General features: G+C 69.4%; 16 protein-coding genes. 11 read left to right on the plus strand and 5 right to left on the minus strand.

Annotated features, from left to right (window positions below):
* The first annotated feature begins 86 nt into the window (after positions 1 to 86).
* From gltB to MWU75_RS16775, 4 genes are read left to right on the plus strand one after another with little or no spacing between them, the layout of a single operon-like run.
* Complete coding sequence (gene gltB / locus MWU75_RS16760) at positions 87 to 4,706, plus strand: glutamate synthase large subunit (RefSeq protein WP_247093061.1); 4,620 nt, start codon at positions 87 to 89, stop codon at positions 4,704 to 4,706.
* Positions 4,699 to 6,156, plus strand: coding sequence for a glutamate synthase subunit beta (locus tag MWU75_RS16765; protein WP_247093063.1), 1,458 nt, complete (start codon positions 4,699 to 4,701; stop codon positions 6,154 to 6,156). The genes gltB and MWU75_RS16765 overlap by 8 nt, the downstream gene beginning before the upstream one ends.
* Positions 6,157 to 6,174: 18 nt before the next feature.
* Entirely contained in the window at positions 6,175 to 6,846 is a 672-nt protein-coding gene (locus MWU75_RS16770) for an MBL fold metallo-hydrolase (protein WP_247093065.1), read from the plus strand.
* The gene (locus tag MWU75_RS16775; protein WP_247093067.1) at positions 6,840 to 7,748 is read left to right on the plus strand and encodes an EamA family transporter; all 909 of its coding nucleotides are present in this window, start codon (positions 6,840 to 6,842) and stop codon (positions 7,746 to 7,748) included. Before MWU75_RS16770 ends, MWU75_RS16775 begins: the two co-directional genes overlap by 7 nt.
* A 110-nt stretch (positions 7,749 to 7,858) precedes the next feature.
* On the opposite strand, the gene MWU75_RS16780 is transcribed toward MWU75_RS16775, so the two are convergent.
* From MWU75_RS16780 to coaE, 3 genes are all read right to left on the minus strand, one after another.
* Positions 7,859 to 8,917, minus strand: a complete 1,059-nt coding sequence (locus MWU75_RS16780; RefSeq protein WP_281497433.1) for a TerC/Alx family metal homeostasis membrane protein — start codon at positions 8,915 to 8,917, stop codon at positions 7,859 to 7,861.
* Positions 8,918 to 9,168: 251 nt separating this feature from the next.
* Entirely contained in the window at positions 9,169 to 11,277 is a 2,109-nt protein-coding gene (uvrB, locus tag MWU75_RS16785) for an excinuclease ABC subunit UvrB (protein ID WP_247093069.1), read from the minus strand.
* A 9-nt stretch (positions 11,278 to 11,286) separates the two neighbouring features.
* On the minus strand, positions 11,287 to 12,210 hold the full coding sequence (gene coaE, locus MWU75_RS16790; RefSeq protein ID WP_247093071.1) for a dephospho-CoA kinase: 924 nt from the start codon (positions 12,208 to 12,210) through the stop codon (positions 11,287 to 11,289).
* Between the two features lie 36 nt (positions 12,211 to 12,246).
* On the opposite strand from coaE, the gene MWU75_RS16795 reads away from it, so the two are divergent.
* On the plus strand, positions 12,247 to 13,002 hold the full coding sequence (locus MWU75_RS16795) for an SDR family oxidoreductase (protein WP_247093073.1): 756 nt from the start codon (positions 12,247 to 12,249) through the stop codon (positions 13,000 to 13,002).
* Between the two features lie 97 nt (positions 13,003 to 13,099).
* Entirely contained in the window at positions 13,100 to 13,387 is a 288-nt protein-coding gene (locus MWU75_RS16800) for a hypothetical protein (RefSeq protein WP_247093075.1), read from the plus strand.
* Positions 13,388 to 13,821: 434 nt separating this feature from the next.
* Here MWU75_RS16800 and rpsA read toward each other — a convergent pair whose 3' ends face one another.
* Complete coding sequence (gene rpsA / locus MWU75_RS16805; protein WP_247093077.1) at positions 13,822 to 15,309, minus strand: 30S ribosomal protein S1; 1,488 nt, start codon at positions 15,307 to 15,309, stop codon at positions 13,822 to 13,824.
* A 191-nt stretch (positions 15,310 to 15,500) separates the two neighbouring features.
* On the opposite strand from rpsA, the gene MWU75_RS16810 reads away from it, so the two are divergent.
* From MWU75_RS16810 to MWU75_RS16830, 5 genes are all read left to right on the plus strand, one after another.
* Complete coding sequence (locus tag MWU75_RS16810) at positions 15,501 to 16,379, plus strand: class I SAM-dependent methyltransferase (RefSeq protein WP_247093079.1); 879 nt, start codon at positions 15,501 to 15,503, stop codon at positions 16,377 to 16,379.
* 311 nt (positions 16,380 to 16,690) lie between these two features.
* Entirely contained in the window at positions 16,691 to 18,016 is a 1,326-nt protein-coding gene (locus MWU75_RS16815) for a branched-chain amino acid ABC transporter permease (protein WP_247093081.1), read from the plus strand.
* A gap of 12 nt (positions 18,017 to 18,028) precedes the next feature.
* Entirely contained in the window at positions 18,029 to 19,006 is a 978-nt protein-coding gene (locus tag MWU75_RS16820; protein WP_247093083.1) for a branched-chain amino acid ABC transporter permease, read from the plus strand.
* Between the two features lie 112 nt (positions 19,007 to 19,118).
* On the plus strand, positions 19,119 to 19,991 hold the full coding sequence (locus MWU75_RS16825; RefSeq protein ID WP_247093136.1) for an ABC transporter ATP-binding protein: 873 nt from the start codon (positions 19,119 to 19,121) through the stop codon (positions 19,989 to 19,991).
* On the plus strand, positions 19,988 to 20,782 hold the full coding sequence (locus tag MWU75_RS16830) for an ABC transporter ATP-binding protein (RefSeq protein ID WP_247093085.1): 795 nt from the start codon (positions 19,988 to 19,990) through the stop codon (positions 20,780 to 20,782). The genes MWU75_RS16825 and MWU75_RS16830 overlap by 4 nt, the downstream gene beginning before the upstream one ends.
* A gap of 295 nt (positions 20,783 to 21,077) precedes the next feature.
* On the opposite strand, the gene MWU75_RS16835 is transcribed toward MWU75_RS16830, so the two are convergent.
* A complete protein-coding gene (locus tag MWU75_RS16835; protein WP_247093087.1) occupies positions 21,078 to 22,472 on the minus strand; it encodes an ABC transporter substrate-binding protein in 1,395 nt (464 codons plus the stop codon).
* Positions 22,473 to 22,560: the final 88 nt, after the last annotated feature.

Raw genomic sequence — 22,560 nt, forward strand, 5'->3', positions numbered from 1 at the left:
CCGAAGGTGGTGCGCCCCCGGGCCGACGCTGTCCCGGGTTTGAATAAGTACACGCGGCTACAGGCTGCCCGCCCCTGGACGGTGCCATGAACCAGAGCCCCCATCTCGCGACCCCGACCTCAGCTGCGCCCGCAGGACGCCCCGTTCCGGCGTCCCCCAGCGGGTCCGCGTCGCCGGCCGGTCGCCCTCCCGGGCTCTACGACGGCGACCACGAGCATGACGCCTGCGGTGTGGCCTTCGTGGCTACCCTCCGCGGCTATCCCGGGCACGACATCGTCGCCCACGCCCTGACCGCCCTGCACAACCTGGACCACCGGGGCGCGGTCGGCGCCGAGCCGGACTCCGGCGACGGCGCGGGGATCCTCACACAGGTGCCGGACCGGTTCTTGCGGGAGGTGCTCGACGTCGACCTCCCCGACCCTGGGCAGTATGCCGTGGGGCTGCTCTTCCTGCCCCCCGAGGACCCCGGTGGGGCCGCCTCCGACGTCGAGTCGATCCTCCACGGCTCCGGCCTCGACGTGCTGGCCTGGCGCGACGTGCCCACCCGCCCTGACCTCGTCGGCCCGATGGCCCGTGCAGCCATGCCGGTGATGCGCCAGGTCGTGGTCACCTCGCGGACGGGAGACGCGGGGCTGGACCTGGAGCGTCGGGTCTGGCTGGCCCGCAAGACCATCGAGCGGCAGACGTCGGTCTACCCCGTGTCGCTCTCCGGACGGACCCTCGGCTACAAGGGGATGCTCACCACCACCCAGCTCGCCGAGTTCTTCCCGGACCTCACCGACGAGCGCTACGAGTCCGCCCTCGCGGTGGTCCACTCCCGGTTCTCGACCAACACCTTCCCCTCCTGGCCGCTGGCCCATCCCTACCGGCTGGTCGCGCACAACGGCGAGATCAACACCGTGCGCGGCAACCGCAACTGGATGAACGCCCGGGAGAGCAGCCTGTCGGCCCCGCTCTTCCCCGGAGACCTGGCGGCAACGCTGCCGATCTGCACGCCCGGGGCCAGTGACTCGGCCACCTTCGACGAGGTGCTGGAGCTGCTCCACCTCGGCGGGCGCTCGCTCCCCCACTCCGTGCTGATGATGGTCCCGGAGGCCTGGGAGAACAACGAGGAGCTGCCCGCGGACATCCGGGCGTTCTACGAGTTCCACTCCCTGCTCATGGAGCCCTGGGACGGACCGATGAACCTGGTGTTCACCGACGGCACCCAGGTGGGCGGCGTGCTCGACCGCAACGGGCTGCGACCGTCGCGCTACTGGGTCACCGACGACGGCCTCGTGGTCCTGGGCAGCGAGTCCGGTGTCCTGCCGATCCCGGAGAGTTCCGTGGTGCGCAAGGGACGGGTCGAGCCAGGCCGCATGTTCCTGGTGGACACCGAGGCCGGAGAGATCGTCGACGACCGGGCCCTGAAGCACCAGCTGGCGGCAGCCCAGCCCTACCGCACGTGGCTGGACGACAACCTGGTGCGCCTGGAGGACCTCCCCGAGCGGGTGCACGTCCGGCACACCCACGCCTCCGTCACGCGTCGCCAGCAGATCTTCGGCTACACCGAGGAGGAGCTGCGCATCCTGCTCTCCCCCATGGCCCAGGCGGGCACCGAGCCGCTGGGAGCGATGGGCTCCGACACCCCGATCGCCGTCCTGTCCGACCGGCCCCGCCTGCTCTTCGACTACTTCGTGGGCGCCTTCGCGCAGGTGACCAACCCGCCGCTGGACGCCATCCGGGAGGAGGTGGTCACCTCCCTGGCCACCACCACCGGGCCGGAGCCCAACCTCCTCGAGGAGGGCCCGGAGCACGCCCGGCAGGTCGAGCTGGACTTCCCGGTCATCGACAACGACCAGCTGGCCAGCCTGCGTCACATCAACCTCGAGGGGCAGCACCCGGACTTCGCCCCGGTGGTCGTGCGCGGTCTCTACCGCGTCGACGGCGGGGGCGCGGCGCTCCAGGAGCGGCTGGAGCAGATCTGCGCCCAGGTCTCCGAGGCGGTCGCCCGGGGGGCCTTCTTTATCGTGCTGTCCGACCGGCACGCCGACCGGGAGCACGCCCCGATCCCCTCGTTGCTGCTGACCAGCGCGGTCCACCACCACCTGGTCCGCGAGCACACCCGCACCCGGGTCGGCCTGCTGGTGGAGGCCGGCGACGTCCGCGAGGTGCACCACGTGGCCCTGCTCATCGCCTACGGCGCGGCGGCGGTGAACCCGTATCTGGCGATGGAGTCGGTCGAGGACCTCTGCCGCTCCGGCCAGCAGCTGGACGGCCTCGACCCGGACGTGGCCATCGCCAACCTCATCAAGGCCCTCGGCAAGGGCGTGCTGAAGGTGATGAGCAAGATGGGCATCTCGACGGTGTCCTCCTACCGCGGCGCCCAGACCTTCGAGGCCGTCGGCCTCTCGCGGGACCTGGTGGACCGCTGGTTCACCGGCACCACGAGCCAGCTCGACGGTGTCGGCCTGGACGTCGTGGCCGAGGAGGTCGCCCAGCGGCACCGCGTGGCCTACCCGCTCAGCGGCATCCCGCCCTACCACCGCAAGCTCGAGATCGGCGGGGAGTACCAGTGGCGGCGCGAGGGCCCGCCGCACCTGTTCAACCCCGAGACCGTCTTCCGGCTGCAGCACTCCACGCGGACCGGGCGCTACGACATCTTCCGGCAGTACACGGACCTGGTCGACGACCAGTCCGAGCAGTTGATGACCCTGCGAGGGCTGATGCGCCTGCGAGGTGACCGGGACCCGGTCCCGGTGGAGGAGGTCGAGCCGGTCAGCGAGATCGTCAGGCGGTTCGCCACCGGTGCCATGAGCTACGGCTCCATCTCCCGCGAGGCCCACGAGACCCTCGCCATCGCGATGAACCGGCTCGGCGGCAGGTCGAACAGCGGTGAGGGCGGGGAGGAGCCGGACCGGCTCACCGACCCGGAGCGGCGGTCGGCCATCAAGCAGGTGGCGTCCGGACGCTTCGGGGTGACCAGCGCCTACCTGGTCAGCGCCGACGACATCCAGATCAAGGTCGCCCAGGGCGCCAAGCCCGGCGAGGGAGGGCAGCTGCCCCCGGGCAAGGTCTACCCCTGGATCGCCGCGACGCGGCACTCCACCCCCGGGGTGGGCCTGATCTCCCCTCCCCCTCACCACGACATCTACTCGATCGAGGACCTGGCCCAGCTGATCCACGACCTCAAGAACGCCAACCCGCGGGCCCGGGTCCACGTCAAGCTGGTCAGCCAGGTCGGTGTCGGCACCGTCGCCGCGGGCGTCTCCAAGGCGCACGCCGACGTGGTCCTCATCTCCGGCTTCGACGGCGGCACCGGGGCCAGCCCGCTGACCTCGCTCAAGCACGCCGGCACCCCGTGGGAGCTCGGTCTGGCTGAGACCCAGCAGACCCTGCTGCGCAACGGCCTCCGGGACCGGATCACCGTGCAGGTCGACGGCCAGCTGAAGACCGGCCGCGACGTGATCGTCGCCGCGCTGCTCGGTGCCGAGGAGTTCGGCTTCGCCACCGCCGCGCTGGTGGTCTCCGGCTGCGTGATGATGCGGGTCTGCCACCTGGACACCTGCCCGGTGGGCGTGGCCACGCAGAACCCCGAGCTGCGAGCCCGCTACACCGGCCAGGCCGAGCACGTCATCACCTTCTTCGAGTTCATCGCCGAGCAGGTGCGCGAGCACCTCGCCGCCCTCGGCTACCGGTCCCTGGACGAGGTCATCGGACGGGTGGACCTGCTGGACACCCGACCTGCGCTGGACCACTGGAAGGCCGAGGGGCTCGACCTGGCCCCCATCCTGCACGCCGAGCCGGTCCCGCCGGGGTCCGCCCTCCGCCGCACCACGGTCCAGGACCACGGGCTCGACCGGGCCCTGGACCACGAGTTCATCACCGCGGCCGCACCGGCGCTGGAGCACCGCCGGCCGGTGACGGCGCAGTTCGCCGTCCGCAACGTCAACCGGACCCTCGGCACCATGCTCGGCCACGAGGTCACCCGGCGCCACGGTGCCGACGGCCTGCCCGACGGCACCATCGACCTCACCCTCACCGGGTCGGCCGGACAGTCCCTGGGCGCCTTCCTGCCGCGCGGCATCACGCTGCGCCTGGTCGGCGACGCCAACGACTACGTCGGCAAGGGCCTGTCCGGGGGGCAGATCGTGGTGCGACCGCCCGAGGAAGCCACCTTCGCCGCCGCCGACCAGGTCGTCGCGGGCAACGTCATCGCCTACGGCGCCACCTCCGGCCAGCTCAACCTGCGTGGTCTGGTCGGCGAGCGCTTCTGCGTCCGCAACTCCGGCGCCATCGCGGTCGTGGAGGGGGTGGGCGACCACGCCCTGGAGTACATGACCGGGGGGACGGTCCTGGTCCTCGGCCCCACCGGACGCAACCTGGGCGCCGGGATGTCCGGTGGCACGGCCTACGTCCTGGACCTGGTCCCCACGCGGGTCAACCAGGCCGCCCTCGCAGCCGGCGACCTGCTGCTGGACCAGGTGGAACCGGGCGGTCCCACCGCCGGGGTGCTCCACGAGCTGCTCACCGAGCACATCGTCCTCACCGGCTCGACCGTCGCGCAGCGCATCCTGGCCACCCCCGACTGGCCCGCCCGCTTCACCCGGATCACCCCGCGGCAGTATGCCGGGGTGCTGCGGATCCGCGAGGAGGTCGCCTCCCGCGGGGAGGACCCGGACGGCCCCCACGCCTGGCAACTGATCCTGGAGGACTCCCGTGGCTGACCCGCACGGTTTCCTGAACCACCGCGACCGCGAGGGACAGCCCAGCCGCCCGGTCCCGGTCCGCATCATGGACTGGAAGGAGGTGCACACCGCCCAGGAGGACGGGGTGCTCCGTCGCCAGGCCGGACGCTGCATGGACTGCGGCATCCCGTTCTGCCACCAGGGCTGTCCCCTGGGCAACCTCATTCCGGAGTGGAACGACCTGACCCGCCGGGGCAACTTCCGGGAGGCGATCGAGCGGCTGCACTCGACGAACAACTTCCCCGAGTTCACCGGGCGGCTGTGTCCCGCTCCCTGCGAGACCGCGTGCGTCCTGGGCATCAGCCAGCCCGCCGTCACCATCAAGCAGGTCGAGGTCTCGATCATCGACCGGGCCTTCGACAACGGGATGGTCACGGCACAGGAGCCGGAGTGGCTCAGCGGCAAGACCATCGCCGTGGTCGGGTCCGGCCCCGCAGGGCTGGCCGCCGCCCAGCAGCTGGGGCGTGCGGGGCACACCGTCGTCGTCCACGAGCGGGACGACGCGGTGGGTGGCCTCCTGCGCTACGGCATCCCCGAGTTCAAGATGGAGAAGTCCGTCCTGGACCGCCGGCTCGTGCAGCTGCGGTCCGAGGGCATCCGGTTCCGGACCGGGGTGACCATCGGTGGCGACGGGCCCGGCGACCTCAGCCTCGCCGAGCTGTCCGAGCGCTTTGACGCTGTCGTGCTCGCTGTCGGGTCGACCGTGCCCCGACCGCTGGGCGTGACCGGCCAGGAGGTCGCCGGGGTGCATCCGGCGATGGACTTCCTGGTGCCGGCGAACCGCGAGGCGCTGGGCGCCGAGCGCGGCATCGACGCCGAAGGCAAGCACGTGGTGATCGTCGGTGGCGGTGACACCGGGGCCGACTGCTACGGCACCGCCATCCGACAGGGCGCGGCGAGCGTGACGCAGCTGGACATTCGTCCTCAGCCGCCGACCGAGCGCCCGGACCACCACCCGTGGCCGATGTACCCCCTGATCCACCGGGTGGGCGAGTCGCACGAGGAGGGCGGCGAGCGTGTCTTCGGGGTCAACACCCTGGAGGTGGTCACCGAGGGCGGCGCGGTGAGCGGCGTCCACATCGTCGACGGCGAGCGCATCGACGGTCGCTTCGATCCCTATGCCGGCACGGAGCGCACCATCCCGGCCGACCTGGTGCTCGTCGCGCTCGGCTTCACCGGCCCGGACCCGGTCGTCGCGACGGGCTCACCGCTGCCGACGACGGCGCGGGGCACGTTCGTCCGCGACGGGCAGTACGCCACCGCTCTGCCAGGGGTCTTCGTCGCCGGGGACGCCGGCCGTGGGCAGTCGCTGATCGTCTGGGCCATCGCGGAGGGGCGTGCCTGCGCCGCAGCCGTCGACCGCTTCCTCACCGGGGACACCACCCTGCCGTTCCCGGTGCGCCCGACGGACGCACCGATCGCGATCTGAGCCTCCTAGACTCGGGGCATGGCTGAGCATGTTATCGACCCTGCCCACGTCGAGCCCGGTGGCACCTCGTGGGTGGGTCATCTGGGCACCGCGATGCTGCGCAAGTCCAGCGTCTCGGAGATGGACAACAACGCCTATCTGCTCACCTGCCGACGCACCGGCGCGCAGGCGCTGATCGACGCCGCGGACGACGTCGATCGGCTGCGCGCCCTGGTGGCCGAGGGCTCCGGTCAGCTGGACCTGGTTGTCACCACGCACCAGCACTGGGACCACCACCGTGCCCTCGCCGGGATCGTGGCTCACTTCGAGGTGTCCACCGCGGCCGGAGATGCGGACGCTGACGCGCTCCCCGTGACACCGGACCGGCGCCTCCAGCACGGGGACCAGCTCACGGTCGGTGACCTCCGGCTGGACGTCATCGCCCTCCGGGGCCACACCGCCGGGTCGGTGGCCCTGGCGCTCGCCGACGGTGCCGGGCGGGTCCACCTCTTCACCGGGGACAGCCTGTTCCCCGGCGGTCCCGGCAAGACCCCGGACGCCAACGCCTTCACCTCGTTGATGGACGACCTCGAGGGGCGGGTGTTCGACGTCTACCCGGACAGCACGGTGGTGCACCCCGGGCACGGTGACAGCACGACCCTCGGCGCGGAGCGACCGCACCTCGCCGAGTGGCGAGACCGCGGATGGTAGGCACCGGTCCCTCAGGCACCCGCCCCTCCGGCCCCGGCAGCGGGCTGACCGGCGCCCTTCAGAAGCACCCGGTCGGGCTGGTCCTGGTCGCGGTCCTGTCCGTGCAGTTCGGCGGGGCGCTGGCCGCCACCCTGCTCCCCCTGGTCGGGGTGGCCGGCTCGGTGCTGCTCCGGATGCTGCTGGCCGCGGTGATGATGCTCGCGTTGATCCGTCCGCGGTGGCGCGGGCGCAGCCGTGAGGACTGGGTCACCGTGACCCTGTTCGCGGCAGCGCTGACTGCGATGAACCTCTGCTTCTACGCCTCCCTCGAACGGCTGCCGATCGGGGTCGCCGTCACCATCGAGTTCCTCGGACCGTTGCTGCTCGCGGCCGCGACCTCCCGTCAGGTCCGTGACCTGCTGGCTGTCGTCCTGGCCCTCATCGGGGTGGTGCTGATCTCCGAGGCCCTGTCCGTGCCGTGGGCGCAGATGGACCTGGTCGGCATCGGGCTGGCTGCGGCCGCCGGAGGATTCTGGGCCTGCTACATCGTGCTCAGTGGTCGGACCGGTTCACGGTTCGAGGGTCTCGACGGGATGGCGATCACCCTGACCATCGCTGCGGTCGCGATGCTGCCCCTCGGCATCGCCCAGGCAGGCAGCTCGCTGCTGGAGGGCGAGGTGCTCCTCCGGGGGCTCGGGATCGCCCTGCTGTCCTCGGCGATTCCCTACTCCCTGGAGCTCCTGGCGCTGCGCAGGCTCTCGGCAGGAGTCTTCGGGGTCCTGCTCAGCCTCGAGCCTGCCGCAGCGGCCCTGGCCGGGCTGCTGGTCCTGTCCCAGACCCTGGCCACCGTCCAGGTGGCCGGGATGGTGATGGTGGTGTGCGCCAGCATCGCCGTGCTCGGGCGGCGCGGGCGCAGCACCTAGAGGTCACCACGGGCAGGCGGTGGCCACCCGTGTCAATCACACGTGCTGGTCGCCCTCCCTCGTCGCCGGCAGGGCAAGCAGTGGGCCACCCGTGTCAACCCCGGGAGCCGTCAGCGACGTGCCTGGTCCTGGGAGTCCGTCGGGTCGTCGCTCTGACCGTAGAAGCCGGTCGGGTGCACGTCATCGAGCTCGAGCACCTCGCGCTCGCGCTTGCGGGTGTCGCGGCTGCTCTTGATCAGGCTGGCGACCGTCGTGACGGCCAGGATGCCGATGATCATCGTCAGCGACAGCCAGATCGGGATCTCGGGAGCCCAGAGCATCGGCTCACCGCCGTTGATGAAGGGCAGCTCGTTGACGTGCATGGCGTGGAAGATGAGCTTGATCCCGATGAATGCCAGCAGGACGGCCAGTCCGATCCCGAGGTAGACCAGCTTCTGCAGCAGGTTGCCGATCAGGAAGTAGAGCTGGCGCAGACCCATCAGGGCGAAGATGTTGGCCATCAGGACCAGGAACGGGTCCTGCGTCAGGCCGAAGATCGCCGGGATCGAGTCGAGCGCGAAGAGCAGATCGGTCATGCCCAGCGCCAGGATCACCAGCAGCATCGGCGTGAAGACCCGCTTGCCGTTCTGCACGACCGACATTTTCTTGCCGTGGTCCCAGCTGTCGGTGAAGGGAAGGGTCTTGCGGGCGATGCGGATGATCCGGCTCTCGCCCTCTTCCTCCTCCTCGTCGTCCCCCAGGTTCTCCCTGGCCAGCCCGACGGCGGTGTAGATCAGGAACGCCCCGAATATGTAGAACACCCACGACCACGCCTCGATGGCCTGCGCGCCGAGCATGATGAAGATCGCCCGGAGGATCAGCGCGATGACGATGCCGACCAGCAGCGCGTACTGCTGGTACATCCGCGGCACCTTGAGGTTGGCCATGATGATGATGAAGATGAAGAGGTTGTCGACGGACAACGAGTACTCGGTGAGCCACCCGGCGAAGAACTCGCCACCCAGCTGGTGGCCACCCACCACCCAGACGTAGATGCCGAAGGCGATCGCCAGTCCCACATACAGCCCGAGAGCGGTGCCGGTCTCGCGGTTGCTGGGCACGTGCGGGCGACGACCCAGGATGATCACGTCGAAGAGCAGCACCAGGATCATGGCGCCGACGAAGATCATGGCGGTGGTGGCGGGGACGAACGAATTGTCAAACAAGGCGAGGTGGCCTTCCGGTCAGCGGGTTACGACAACCGGAGGTCTCTCCCACCGGTCGTGGTTGACCGGCCGGTGGCCCGGGCACCGCGCTGGGTGCCGTGATGACGGACCATCGATGAGACGGGGATACTCCCCTCCGCACCGGGCAATCCTCTCACAACCCCGACCCTCCGGCAGTCGCTCGCTCCCACTGGCGCGCCCCCACCGGGCACCGGTTAGCCGGCGTGCTCCCGCATCTGTCGCAGCTCCTTCTTGAGGTCGCCGATCTCGTCCCGCAACCGCGCCGCGAGCTCGAAGTGCAGGTCGGTGGCCGCCTGGTGCATCTGGCCTGTGAGCTCCTGGATGAGCTGCGCCAGCTCGCTGGCCGCGAGGTTCTCCCGGCGACCACCGAGCGCCACGCCGGCGTCGGCGGCCACGGCACCCGCGTTGGGCCGCCCGCGCTTGCCCCGGGACTGCGACCGGCCGCTGCCCATCAGCGCCTCGGTGTCGGCGTCCTCGCGCTCGAGCATGTCGGTGATGTCGGCGATCTTCTTGCGCAACGGCGTGGGGTCGATGCCGTGCGCGGTGTTGAAGGCGATCTGCTTCTCGCGGCGCCGGTTGGTCTCGTCGATCGCCTCCGCCATCGAGGGAGTGATCTTGTCGGCATACATGTGCACCTGGCCGGACACGTTGCGAGCCGCGCGACCGATGGTCTGGATCAGCGATCGAGCCGACCTCAGGAAGCCCTCCTTGTCGGCGTCCAGGATGCTCACCAGGGAGACCTCTGGCAGGTCCAGGCCCTCTCGGAGCAGGTTGATGCCGACCAGCACGTCATACTCGCCCAGCCGCAGCTCACGCAGCAGCTCCACGCGGCGGAGCGTGTCGACCTCGGAGTGCAGATAGCGGACGCGGACGCCCTTGTCGAGGAGGTAGTCGGTCAGGTCCTCGGCCATCTTCTTGGTCAGCGTGGTCACCAGGACCCGCTCGTTCTTGGCGGTCCGCTCACCGATCTCGTGCATCAGGTCATCGATCTGGCCCTTGGTCGGCTTCAGGACGACCTCGGGGTCGACCAGTCCGGTGGGCCGGATGATCTGCTCGACGACACCGTCCGACTTGGCCATCTCGTAGTCGCCGGGGGTCGCCGAGAGGTAGACCGTCTGACCGATGCGGTCCAGGAACTCCTCCCACTTCAGCGGTCGGTTGTCCATCGCGCTGGGCAGCCGGAACCCGTGGTCGACGAGGGTCCGCTTGCGGGACATGTCCCCCTCATACATCGCACCGATCTGCGGCACGGTCACGTGGGACTCGTCGATCACCAGCAGGAAGTCCTCGGGAAAGTAGTCCAGGAGGCAGTTGGGCGCCGAGCCACGCTCGCGTCCGTCGATGTGCAGCGAGTAGTTCTCGATACCCGAGCAGGAGCCGACCTGGCGCATCATCTCGATGTCGTAGGTCGTCCGCATCCGCAGGCGCTGCGCCTCGAGCAGCTTGCCGTCCTTCTCGAACCTGGCCAGCTGCTCGGCCAGCTCGGCCTCGATGCCCGTCACGGCCCGCTCCATCCGCTCCGGGCCGGCGACGTAGTGCGAGGCCGGGAAGACATACATCTCCTGCTCCTCGCGCACCACCTCACCGGTGATCGGGTTGAGGGTGTAGAGCTTGTCGATCTCGTCGCCGAAGAACTCGACCCTGACGGCGAGCTCCTCGTACTGCGGGATGATCTCGACCGTGTCGCCCCGCACGCGGAAGGTGCCACGGCTGAAGGCCATGTCGTTGCGGGTGTACTGCATGGTGACGAACTTGCGCAGCAGGTCGTCCCGCTCGATCTCGTCGCCGACCCGGAGCTGGACCATCCGGTCGACATACTCCTGTGGCGTGCCGAGGCCGTAGATGCAGGACACCGAGGCCACCACGACCACGTCCCGGCGGGTCAGCAGGGAGTTGGTCGCCGAGTGGCGCAGCCGCTCCACCTCGTCGTTGATCGAGGAGTCCTTCTCGATGTAGGTGTCCGTCTGGGGGACATACGCCTCGGGCTGGTAGTAGTCGTAGTAGCTCACGAAGTACTCCACCGCGTTGCGCGGCAGCAGCTCGCGGAACTCGTTGGCCAGCTGGGCGGCAAGGGTCTTGTTGGGCGCCATCACCAGCGTGGGCCGCTGGACCTGTTCCAGCAGCCAGGCGGTCGTGGCGGACTTGCCGGTGCCGGTAGCGCCCAGGAGCACGACATTCTGCTCGCCGCGGTTGATCCGGTCGGCGAGCTCCCTGATGGCCTGCGGCTGGTCACCGCTGGGCTGGAAGTCGGACTCGACACGGATGGGCGCGACGGTCCGCTGGAGGTCAGTCGTGGGGCGCATACCTCAACGCTAACCGTCACCACCGACAGTGTGTTCCCGCAGCGTGAGCACCACCGGTCGCCCCGGGTCAGCGGAGGCGTGCCGACCCTCCCCGACGGCCGGGAAGCCGGCTCGGGCCAGCCGCTCACGCATCGCATCGGCCGGCACACCCGGGGCCAGCGGCACCAGCAGGCTGTCGGTGCCCGGGTCGAGCTCCAAGGCGCCGTCCAGGTCCTCCCCCAGCACGTACCCCAGGCGGGCCTCCAACCGGACCATCTCCTCCGGCCCGGGGACCTCGTGGGTCGGCACCCCCAGCCCCTGCACGAGGTGGGTGAGGAACGGGACCAGGCGCTCGGCATACAGTCGTTCGGTGGCGGCCCGGAGCTCATCGACGGTCCCCTCGTTGTCCAACCAGACGTCCGCCACGGCCCGCCGTTGGACGTCGGTGGCCTGGGCGTCGATCCGCTGCTCCGCCTCCGCGCCGGTCATGCCCCGCAGGTCGGTCAGCCGCCTCAGCCGGGTCTCGCGGGAGGCCCCGACGATGATGACGAGGTGGTAGCGCGGTGCGTAGCCGACCTCGACCAGCAGTGGCACGTCGTGCACCACGATGCTGTGGGCCGGGGCGGCGGCGATGAGCTCCCGGGTCCGCTCGGCGATCAGCGGGTGGGTGATCCCCTCCAGGTCAGTGCGGGCTGCGGGGTCACCGAAGACGACCCGCCCCAGGGCGGCCCGGTCCAGCGCTCCCTCCGGGGTGAGTATGTCGTCCCCGAACCGCTGCGCGATCGCCGCCAGTCCCGGTGTGCCCGGCTCGACCACCTCCCGGGCCAGCAGGTCGGCGTCGATCACCACCGCGCCCCGGTCGGCCAGGGTCTGCGAGACCGTCGACTTCCCCGAACCGATGCCGCCGCTCAGGCCCACGCGCAGCAAAAGGTCAGGAGCGTCGCTCTGGGGCATATGGCCAGCGTAACGAGGGTGCGGCAGACTCGCCCCATGGGTTCACGCATCGTCGTCACCGGAGGTGGCACCGGCATCGGCCGGGCCATCACGTCCGCCCTGCTGCCCCAGGCGTCCCAGGTCGTCATCGTCGGCCGCCGGGAACAGGTGCTGCGCGAGGCGGCACGCGAGCTGGCTCCCCAGGCCCCGCCCGGTGTCCAGATCAGCCCGCTCGCCTGCGACCTGACGGTGCCGGAGGAGGTGGAGCGTCTGGCTGCGATCCTCCACCGCGGCCCGGCGATCGACGTGCTGGTCTGCAACGCCGGCGGCAACCTCGGCGTCGCCGCCGGACCCGACCTGGCCTCGGTGGCGGAGGGCTGGCGGGCGGACTTCGACGCCAACGTGCTCTCGGCGGTGCTGCTGACACAGGCGCTGCTTGACCACATCCGACGCCCGGGCGGGCGGATCATCGCGATGAGCTCCATCGCCGCCCTGCGCGGATCGGGGTCCTATGGCGCGGCCAAGGCTGCCCTCAACGCCTGGGTGCTGTCCCTGGCCCAGCAGCTGGCCGCCGAGGGCGTCACGGTCAACGCGGTGGCCCCGGGCTTCGTGCCCGGCACGCCGTTCTGGGAGGACCGCATCGCCGCCGACCCGTCCGTGCGCACCAAGCGGATGGCCACCATCCCGATGGGGCGCCCCGGCACACCGGAGGAGGTGGCCGCGGCAGTCGCCTATCTCGCCAGCCCCGGCGCGGGGTGGACCACGGGCCAGATCCTGCAGGTCAACGGCGGCACCCTGCTCGGCCGCGGCTGAGCTCGCGAGGCCCCGAGCCACGGCGCACTGCCCCGGCACTCCGAACCACGGCGCACTGCCCGGGCAGCACCATGAGTCCTGATGGCACCATGAGTCCATGAGCGACGATGTCGAGGTCTCCGCGCTGGCCATCAATGTGACGGTCCCGGACCACCTGCGTTGGACCGACACGCGCCGCGACGAGGAGTTCACCCTGACCTCCATCACGGTCCGGATGCTGCCCGACGGGCACCTGGCGGCGAAGGCCTACGGGCGACCGACCGCGGGTGGACGGGGTGGTTACACCTCGTTCCGGGTGCCGGACTCCCCCGAGCTGCACGCGCTCATCGACGCCGGTGCGGCACGTGCGGCGGACCGCTGGTCGCACCACCACGGCCTGCCCTGATCAGAGCTCCGCGCGACCCCACCTCCGCGCAGCCCCACCTACGCTCACCCCCACCTGCGCGCAGCCCACCACCACTTCACGTGCCCCGCGACCGCACCTCCCTGCGGCTTCCCACCGTCTGTCGTTGGTCGGTGCGAGGGAATCGCCGTCGATGTCATGACAATGCGCTCGCACCGACGCGTGTCTGCTCGCACCGACAGCGACACGCCGGCCGCGTGACAGCAGCGGAGACGTCGCGCCGCCCGAGGCACACGACGCCAGCCGCGTGACCGCAGCGGAGAGGTCGCCCCGCCCGAGGCACACGACGCCGGCCGCGTGACCGCAGCGAAGACGCCGCGCCGCCCTGGCAACGCGAACGGCCCGGCTCCCCCGAAGGGGAACCGGGCCGTTCGGCATACTCCGTCAACCGCGGGAGCGGCCGGTCGGAGCGGTGCTCAGTTGCCGGTGAGCTTCTCGCGCAGGGCGGCGAGGGCCTCGTCGGAGGCCAGGGTGCCCTGGGCCTCGGACGGTGCGGACGGCGCCGCAGCCTCGGTGCTGCTCGAGCCGCTGCCCGAGGAGTAGGTGGTCGCGGTGTCCGCGGCGTCGCCGGCGGACTCCTCGGCCTCGGAGGCCGCCTCGACCTGGGTCTTGTGGGCCTCGTAGCGCTCGTGGGCCTCGGCGTACTCCTTCTCCCACTTCTCGCGCTGGGCCTCGAAGCCCTCCATCCACTCCTGCGCCTCGGCGTCGAAGCCCTCGGGGTACTTGTAGTTCCCCTCCTCGTCGTACTCGGCAGCCATGCCGTAGAGGGTCGGGTCGAACTCGGCCGCAACAGCCTCGTTGGCCTGCTTCAGCGACAGCGAGATCCGGCGACGCTCCAGGTCGATGTCGATGACCTTGACGAAGATGTCGGTGCCGACGGTGACGACCTGCTCCGGCAGCTCCACGTGGCGCTCGGCCAGCTCGGAGATGTGGACCAGACCCTCGATGCCGTCCTCGACCCGCACGAACGCACCGAAGGGCACCAGCTTGGTGACCTTGCCCGGCACGACCTGGCCGATGGCGTGGGTGCGCGCGAAGTGCTGCCACGGGTCCTCCTGGGTCGCCTTCAGCGACAGGGAGACACGCTCGCGGTCCATGTCGACGTCCAGCACCTCGACGGTGACCTCGTCGCCGACCTCGACGACCTCGCCCGGGTTGTCGATGTGCTTCCAGGACAGCTCGGAGACGTGGACCAAACCGTCCACGCCGCCGCCCAGGTCGACGAACGCACCGAAGTTGACGATGCTGCTGACGACACCGGAGCGGACCTGGCCCTTGGCCAGCTCCTTGAGGAAGGTGGTGCGGACCTCGGACTGGGTCTGCTCCAGCCACGCGCGACGGGACAGGACCACGTTGTTGCGGTTCTTGTCCAGCTCGATGATCTTGGCCTCGATCTGCTGGCCGACGTAGGGCTGCAGGTCGCGGACGCGCCGCATCTCGACGAGGGAGGCGGGCAGGAAGCCACGCAGGCCGATGTCGAGGATGAGGCCGCCCTTGACGACCTCGATGACGGTGCCGGTGACGACGCCGTCCTCCTCCTTGACCTGCTCGATGGAGCCCCAGGCGCGCTCGTACTGCGCGCGCTTCTTGGACAGGATCAGGCGGCCTTCCTTGTCCTCCTTCTGGAGGACGAGGGCCTCGACCTCGTCGCCGACGTTGACCACCTCGGAGGGGTCGACGTCGTGCTTGATGGCCAGCTCGCGGGACGGGATGACGCCCTCGGTCTTGTAGCCGATGTCGAGCAGGACCTCGTCCCGGTCGACCTTGACGATGACACCTTCGACAATGTCTCCGTCGTTGAAGTTCTTGATCGTGGCGTCGATCGCTGCGAGGAGATCCTCCTCAGACCCGATGTCGTTGATCGCGATCTGGGAGATGGCCTTCTCAGGCGCAGTTGCAGTCATGTAGTAGGGGCTCCGATGTGTGGACATGCAGTGAGGACGGAGTCAACGTCATAGGCGACCCGCCCGGGATGGACAGTTATTGTGGCGGTCGGTGAGCACCGACCGGTACACAGGCACGCACGAATGCACGCGCCGCGCGGACCCACCCTACCTGCGCGTGCCACCGCTGGTCAATCCGGCAGACTGCGCCCATGAGCACGCCGCCACCTGAGGGCTCCTCCGGCTCGCCCCATCCGGCACTACAGGCACCAGGTCAATATGTCGTGGGGCCGGCTGAGTCGGTCGGGCGGCGGCCTGCGGATCAGCCGGAGAGCGCCGCCGCGAGCCGCGCCTGGTGGGACGCGGAGGCGACCGACTACTACCGCGAGCACCGTGCCGTCCTCGGGGACGACGCTCTGATGTGGGGGCCGGAGGGGGTGTACGAGTCCGACCTGGGGCTCCTGGGCGAGGTGGCCGGGCTCGACGTGCTCGAGTTCGGTGCCGGCGCGGCACAGGGGTCGCGCTGGTGCGCCGCCCGCGGCGCGCGGACGGTGGCGACCGATATCTCGGGAGGAATGCTGGCCCAGGGCCGCCGGTTGGATGCCGCCGCCCCCGGCGCCCCGGCATACGTCCTGTGCGACGCCGTGTGCCTCCCGTTCGCCGACGAGTCCTTCGACACCGTCTTCTCCGCCTACGGTGCACTGCCGTTCGTGGCCGACCCCGCGCGCCTGCTCCGGGAGGTGTCCCGGGTGCTGCGGGTCGGTGGCCGGCTGGTCTTCTCGGTGACCCATCCGATCCGGTGGACCCTGCCCGACACACCCGGGCAGGCCGGTCTCACCGTGCGCACCTCCTACTTCGACCGGGACCCCTACGTCGAGCAGGACGCGGCCGGGAGGGCGACGTACGTGGAGCACCACGCCACGCTCGGCGACCGGGTCCGGCAGATCGTCGCCGCCGGCCTGCACCTGGTCGACCTCGTCGAGCCGGAGTGGCCGGAACACGCGGACCACGTGTGGGGCGGCTGGAGCCGGCTGCGCGGTGAGCTGGTACCTGGCACCGCGATCTTCGTGTGCCGCAAGGCGACCCCCTGACAAGATTTCGCAGCGGGGTTCAGGTTGGTAACAGAACGGACAACATGTGAGCCGATCCGGCGCAGACACTGGCCACAAGGCCCCTCGTCGCGTTTAATACGGCAAGCGGTACCCCGACGGGTGTCGTGTGCCCCTGCCCCCGAAGTGAGGTCCCGTGACCACGATCGGATCCCTGAGTCGTCGACGGAGAGCGCCTCGCGCTCCTGGTGATGCGACACCCACACGCCAGCAGCTGCTCCCCACCGGACCACATGGCCCCGGCACCCCTGGCACCACAGCAACTGACCTCGACACCACACCCGGGAGGTAATGTGCGTCGCGCCACGCATGCCGTCCGCGCCACAGACCGGCGCACCAGCCCCTGGCGGGGTCTCTGGTTCATCATCGCGGCCTTCTTCGTCGTCTTCCTGCCGACGGCGGCTCCGGCCTCCGCGCAGGGCGACGGTTCGCAGGTCAACGTCGAAGAGCACGATCAGAACGTCGTGGTCAATGTCCGCTACAACAACGAGCCGGTCGCCGACGTGCGCATCGTTGTCTCGGGCGGCGACTACGAGGCCGAGGCGGTGACCGACGACCGGGGCCAGGTCAGGGTCGGGGTCCCGACGACCGACCCCTACGAGGTGCTGCTGGATGAGGAGACGCTGCCCGAGGGGGTCACGGTCGAGGGTGACAACCCGATCACCGTGGCCTACGGCTCGCAGTTCTTCGCCCCGGCCAACTTCTTCCTCGGCGAGGACGTGCGCGAGACCGCCAGCTTCATGTCCCAGTTCGTCGAGCGCCTCTTCAACGGCCTCAACTTCGGCCTCATGCTCGCGCTCGCCTCGATCGGGCTGTCCCTGATCTTCGGCACCACCGGCCTGACGAACTTCGCCCATGCCGAGATGGTCACCTTCGGCGCCATCATGGCCCTCTGGATGTGGAACCTGGGTCTGCCCATCCTCCTGGCCATCGTCGTCGCGGTGATTGCCAGCGGTGCTTTCGGGTGGGCGTTCGACGCCACGCTGTGGAGACCCCTGCGCCGTCGAGGCATCGGGCTGGTGCAGATGATGATCCTCACCATCGGTGCCTCGCTCGCCGGTCGTTACATCTTCCTGATCTTCATCGGCGGAGGCACGAGCCAGCTGCCAGGCACGGGAGGTGTCAAGCACCAGATCATCGGTCCGATCAAGCTGTCCACGATCGACATGGTGAGCATGGCACTGAGCCTCATCGTCCTGCTGGCGGTCTCCTACTGGCTCCTGCGCACCCGGATCGGCAAGGCCACCCGTGCGGTCGCCGACAACCGGCAGCTCGCCGCGGCAAGCGGCATCGACGTCGAGCGGGTGACCCGCATCGTCTGGGTGATCGGTGGCGCGCTGGCCGGCCTGTCCGGTGTCCTGTGGGCCTACTTCCGACCCGGCATCAAGTGGGACATGGGTGTCCAGATCCTGCTGCTCATCTTCGCCGCCGTCGTCCTCGGTGGCCTGGGCACCGCCTTCGGCGCGCTCATCGGCTCGCTGGTCATCGGCATCCTCGTCGAGACCTCGACCCTCTGGATTCCGTCCGACATCAAGTACGTCGGGGCGCTTGGCGTGCTCGTCATCGTCCTGCTCTTCAGACCCCAGGGACTCCTGGGCCGACGTGAACGCGTTGGATAAGGGAGGCACACTATGAACTGGGGTTCCATCCTCGACAACACGGCGAGCTTCATGCTCTCCCCCGAGACCATCGGCTTCATGCTGGCCGCTCTGGGTCTGGCGGTCCACTTCGGCTACGCAGGACTGCTCAACTTCGGTATGGCGGGATTCATGGCCATCGGCGCCTACGGCTATGCCATCTCCATCCTCAGCTTCGGCTTCCCCTGGTGGGCAGGCATCCTGGTCAGCATCGTCGGTGCGGTGATCTTCGCGATCATCCTGGGCATCCCGACCCTGAAGCTGCGGGGCGACTACCTGGCCATCGTGACGATCGCGGCGGCGGAGATCGTCCGCCTGCTCTTCCAGTCGCGCGTCTTCGACGAGTGGACGAACTCGGCCGACGGGCTCGGCGGCTATCACACGAGCTTCCGCGAGGCCAACCCGCTCCCGGAAGGCACCTTCGGCTTCGGCCCGTGGGAATTCACCTCGGACCAGTGGTGGAGTCGCTTGTTCGGTCTGTTCCTGGTCGCCCTCGGCCTGCTGCTGGTCTGGCTCCTCATGCGGAGCCCCTGGGGCCGCGTTCTGAAGGGCATCCGTGAGGACGAGGACGCGGTCCGCTCGCTGGGCAAGAACGTCTACCTCTACAAGATGCAGGCCCTGATCATCGGCGGTGTGCTCGGCGCGCTGGGTGGCGTCGTCATCGCCCTCCCCTCTGCGGTCATCCCGCAGTACTACCTGCCGAGCCTCACGTTCTTCGTCTGGACGGCCCTGCTGCTCGGCGGAGCCGCAACCCTGTTCGGCCCGATTATCGGCGCAGTCCTGTACTGGGGTGTCATGGCATTCCTGGCCGGCGTCCTCCCCGCGATGGCCACCGAGGGCTGGTTGCCCATCTCGTCCACCGCGGCCGGCAATCTGCGCTTCGTCCTCGTCGGCGTCGCCCTGATGCTGCTCGTGGCCTTCCGACCACAGGGCCTCCTCGGCAACAAGAAGGAGATGACCTTTGTCAAGTAGCACCCCAGACCCCACGGTTCCCGACGGGCCTGACGCTCCTGAGGGCGCCGAGCTCGCCGGTATCGACGACGACACGATCGTCGACACCCTCGAGGTCGAGCCGACCCACGAGATCCACCACACCACCCACCTGGCCAAGGACGACGCCGCCCCCGGCGTGGCCAAGGTCGACCCGATCCTGGTCGCGGACCACATCACGCGCTCCTTCGGCGGCAACAAGGCGGTCGACGTCGACCACGTGGAGATCCCCCGCCACGCGATCACGGCGCTGATCGGGCCCAACGGTGCCGGCAAGACCACGCTGTTCAACCTGCTCAGCGGCTTCGACAAGCCGGACACCGGTGAGTGGTCGTTCAACGGCCGCTCCCTCGCCGGCATCCCGGCCTTCAAGTCGGCGCGGCTCGGTCAGGTGCGCACCTTCCAGCTCACCAAGGTGCTCGCTCGGCTCACCGTCCTGGAGAGCATGAAGCTCGGCGCCAACGGTCAGCGCGGCGAGTCGATCTGGGCGGCCGTCGTGCCGCCGCTCTGGACGTCGCAGGAGCGGGAGATCGAGGAACGCGCCATCACGCTGCTGAAGAAGTTCAAGCTGTATGAGAAGAGGGACGACTACTCCGCCAGTCTCTCGGGCGGCCAGCGCAAGTTGCTCGAGATGGCGCGCGCCCTCATGACGCAGCCCGAGTTCGTGCTCCTGGACGAGCCCATGGCTGGAGTCAACCCCGCCCTCGTGCAGACGCTGCTCGACCACGTGATCGATCTGAAGTCCGAGGGCATGACGGTGCTCTTCGTGGAACACGACATGCACATGGTGCGGCACATCGCCGACTGGGTCGTGGTCATGGCGGAGGGCAGGATCGTCGCCGAGGGACCACCCCACGAGGTGATGCGCAATGCTGCCGTCATCGACGCCTACCTCGGCAGCCACCTGGATGAGGACATCGGTGTGATCACCGGCCGCTACGACGAGGAGGGGAACCGACTCTCATGAGTGATCCCAGCACCCCCACCACGACGCCGGAGGCAGCCTCGCCCCCGGATCCGGAAACACGCGATCTGGTCGTCGACGTCAAGAACGTCACTGCGGGCTACCTCCCGGGGATCGACATCCTCACCGACACCAACCTGCAGGCCTACGACGGTGAACTCATCGGGATCATCGGGCCCAACGGTGCCGGCAAGTCGACCCTGCTGAAGGCGATCTTCGGCCTGGTCACGGTCCGGGATGGGTCGATCACCCTCCGCGGCGACGACATCACCAACCTCAAGGCCAACGAGCTGGTCGCCAAGGGTGTCGGCCTGGTCCCCCAGACCGAGAACGTCTTCCCCACGCTGACCATCCGGGAGAACCTCGAGATGGGCGCCTTCCAGAAGCCGTCCACGGTCAAGGAGAACCTTGACTTCGTGGTCGACATCTTCCCGGCGCTGGGTGACCGTATGAACCAGGTCGCCGGCTCTCTGAGCGGCGGCGAGCGGCAGATGGTGGCCATGTCCCGAGCACTGATGATGCGGCCGGAGGTCCTGCTGCTCGACGAGCCGTCGGCGGGCCTCTCGCCGGTGCGTCAGGACGACGCCTTCATCCGCGTCTCGTCGATCAACCAGGCCGGCGTCACCACGATCATGGTCGAGCAGAACGCGCGCCGCTGCCTGCAGATCTGCGACCGCGCCTACGTCCTCGACCAGGGGCACGACGCCCACACGGGCACCGGTCGCGAGCTGCTCAACGACGAGAAGGTCATCGGCCTCTACCTGGGCACCCTGGGCCAGGAGGAGTCGGCCTAGATCCTTCTGCAGCACGCGTATGAGACCCCCGGGTGGAGACTGATCCACCCGGGGGTTTCTCTTGTGGCCAGCGCATGCACGGTCCGGGCTTCCTCCTACCTCCGGATCAGTCCCACCCACAGGCCGTCCGACCCCAAGGGCGCCCCAGTCCCACCCAGAGGCCGTCCCACCCAGAGGCGGCTGGGGTCATGGACACGGGGTAGGACACATTGACACAGGTGCAGGACAACACGAGAGAGGCCCCCGGGAGAATCTCCCGGGGGCCTGTTGCCCGTAGGCCAGTCAGATCAGCTGATCAGTTCTGGCGCACCAGGCTGTTGTTCTCGTCGTACTGGAAGATGCCGATGGTCGCCTCGGTCGGGTCACCAGCCTCGTTGAAGGTGATCGGTCCGGACGGGCCGTCGTAGTCCACCACCGTGCCCTCGGCGATGGCAGCAGCGGCGTCGGCGAAGTTGTCGAACTTCTCGCCACCGCCGATGCCACCGGACACCTGCTGCATCCAGGAGGCCATCTCCGGGCCCTCGACCGAGTTGCCGGCCAGGGCCGCCAGCGCAGCCAGCACGATCGCGTCGTAGGTCTCACCGGCGTAGTTGAGGTCCGCCAGCTCCTCGCCGGAGTGCTCCTGCCACACGGTGTTCAGGTCCGTCAGGAAGGTGTCATCCAGCGCCGGGCCGGGCTGGGTGCCCTTGGAGCCCTCGAGCGTGCCCGGGTCGAAGTCCGCGCTGTAGTCGGCGATGTTGCCGTCGACGAAGTACAGGCTGCTCATGTCAACGCCAGCGGACTCCAGGGCCGGGATGATCGTCTTGATCTCCTCGAAGGTGATCAGGGCGATCGCGTCCGGGTCCGCAGCAAGGATGGAGCTGATCTGCGCGTCGAACGTGGTGTCACCAGCGTTGTAGGACTCGCTCGCCACCACGGTGCCGTTGGCCGCCGTGAAGGTCTCCGTGAGCTGGGCCTCCAGGCCGGTGCCGTAGGCGTCGTTCAGGAAGAGGATGCCGAGGTTGACCACGCCGTCGGAGGCGATCAGGTTGCCCAGCACCTCACCCTGCAGCAGGTCGGACGGGGCCGTGCGCCAGTAGAGGCCGTTGTCCGGCCACGTGGTGAACTCCGGGGCCGTGTTGGCCGGGGAGATCATCAGGGTCTCGGCCGCCACGACCTCGTCGATGAACAGCTTGGACACACCGGAGGACGCTGCACCGACGATCACGTTGGTGCCCGCGTTGAGCAGCTGCGGGACGGTGGTCGCGTAGGCGCGGTTGTCCGGGTCACCGGAGTCGCCGAGGGTCAGCTCGACCGTGATGCCGGCGTCGGCCTCGTTGATGTGCTTGGCGGCCAGCAGCGCTCCGGCCTCCTCGGGCGGGCCGAGGAAGGCCAGGGCTCCGGTCTGGGGAAGCACGGTCCCGACCTTCAGGACGAGGTCGCGGTCACCGGCCTCCGGAGCACCGGGGTCAGTGCCACCCCCGGCCTCCTCGCCGCCGCCGGTGGACTCACTGCCATCGTCAGTGGCCTCACTGCCGTCGTCAGTGGCCTCGCCACCGTCGTCCTCGGTGGTTTCCTCTGCGGCGCCGTCCCCGTCGTCGCCCTCGTCACCGTCGCCACCACAGGCAGCGAGGATAAGGGTCGAGGCAGCCAGCACGGCGATTCCGCGCGCGGTCACGGACTTCCGCGGGCGGAGAGTAGATGAACTCATGTTGCTCCTTGCTTCGTGTATGTCGCGATGCATCCGGGGGGCGGGGCACCTCACGTAAGTGCAAGGTAAGCGGCGACCTGGGTAGGCA

The organism is Ornithinimicrobium sp. F0845, from assembly GCF_023015765.1.
Classification (GTDB): Bacteria; Actinomycetota; Actinomycetes; order Actinomycetales; family Dermatophilaceae; genus Ornithinicoccus.

Coding starts and splice junctions, on each gene's coding strand:
- rpsA (WP_247093077.1), bottom strand. CDS start 15,309: ATGACTGCAACTGCGCCTGAGAAGGCCATCTCCCAGATCGCGATCAAC.
- uvrB (WP_247093069.1), bottom strand. CDS start 11,277: ATGCGCCCCACGACTGACCTCCAGCGGACCGTCGCGCCCATCCGTGTC.
- MWU75_RS16830 (WP_247093085.1), top strand. CDS start 19,988: ATGAGTGATCCCAGCACCCCCACCACGACGCCGGAGGCAGCCTCGCCC.
- MWU75_RS16795 (WP_247093073.1), top strand. CDS start 12,247: ATGGGTTCACGCATCGTCGTCACCGGAGGTGGCACCGGCATCGGCCGG.
- MWU75_RS16770 (WP_247093065.1), top strand. CDS start 6,175: ATGGCTGAGCATGTTATCGACCCTGCCCACGTCGAGCCCGGTGGCACC.
- MWU75_RS16810 (WP_247093079.1), top strand. CDS start 15,501: ATGAGCACGCCGCCACCTGAGGGCTCCTCCGGCTCGCCCCATCCGGCA.
- gltB (WP_247093061.1), top strand. CDS start 87: ATGAACCAGAGCCCCCATCTCGCGACCCCGACCTCAGCTGCGCCCGCA.
- MWU75_RS16800 (WP_247093075.1), top strand. CDS start 13,100: ATGAGCGACGATGTCGAGGTCTCCGCGCTGGCCATCAATGTGACGGTC.
- MWU75_RS16780 (WP_281497433.1), bottom strand. CDS start 8,917: ATGATCTTCGTCGGCGCCATGATCCTGGTGCTGCTCTTCGACGTGATC.
- coaE (WP_247093071.1), bottom strand. CDS start 12,210: ATGCCCCAGAGCGACGCTCCTGACCTTTTGCTGCGCGTGGGCCTGAGC.
- MWU75_RS16835 (WP_247093087.1), bottom strand. CDS start 22,472: ATGAGTTCATCTACTCTCCGCCCGCGGAAGTCCGTGACCGCGCGCGGA.
- MWU75_RS16775 (WP_247093067.1), top strand. CDS start 6,840: ATGGTAGGCACCGGTCCCTCAGGCACCCGCCCCTCCGGCCCCGGCAGC.
- MWU75_RS16820 (WP_247093083.1), top strand. CDS start 18,029: ATGAACTGGGGTTCCATCCTCGACAACACGGCGAGCTTCATGCTCTCC.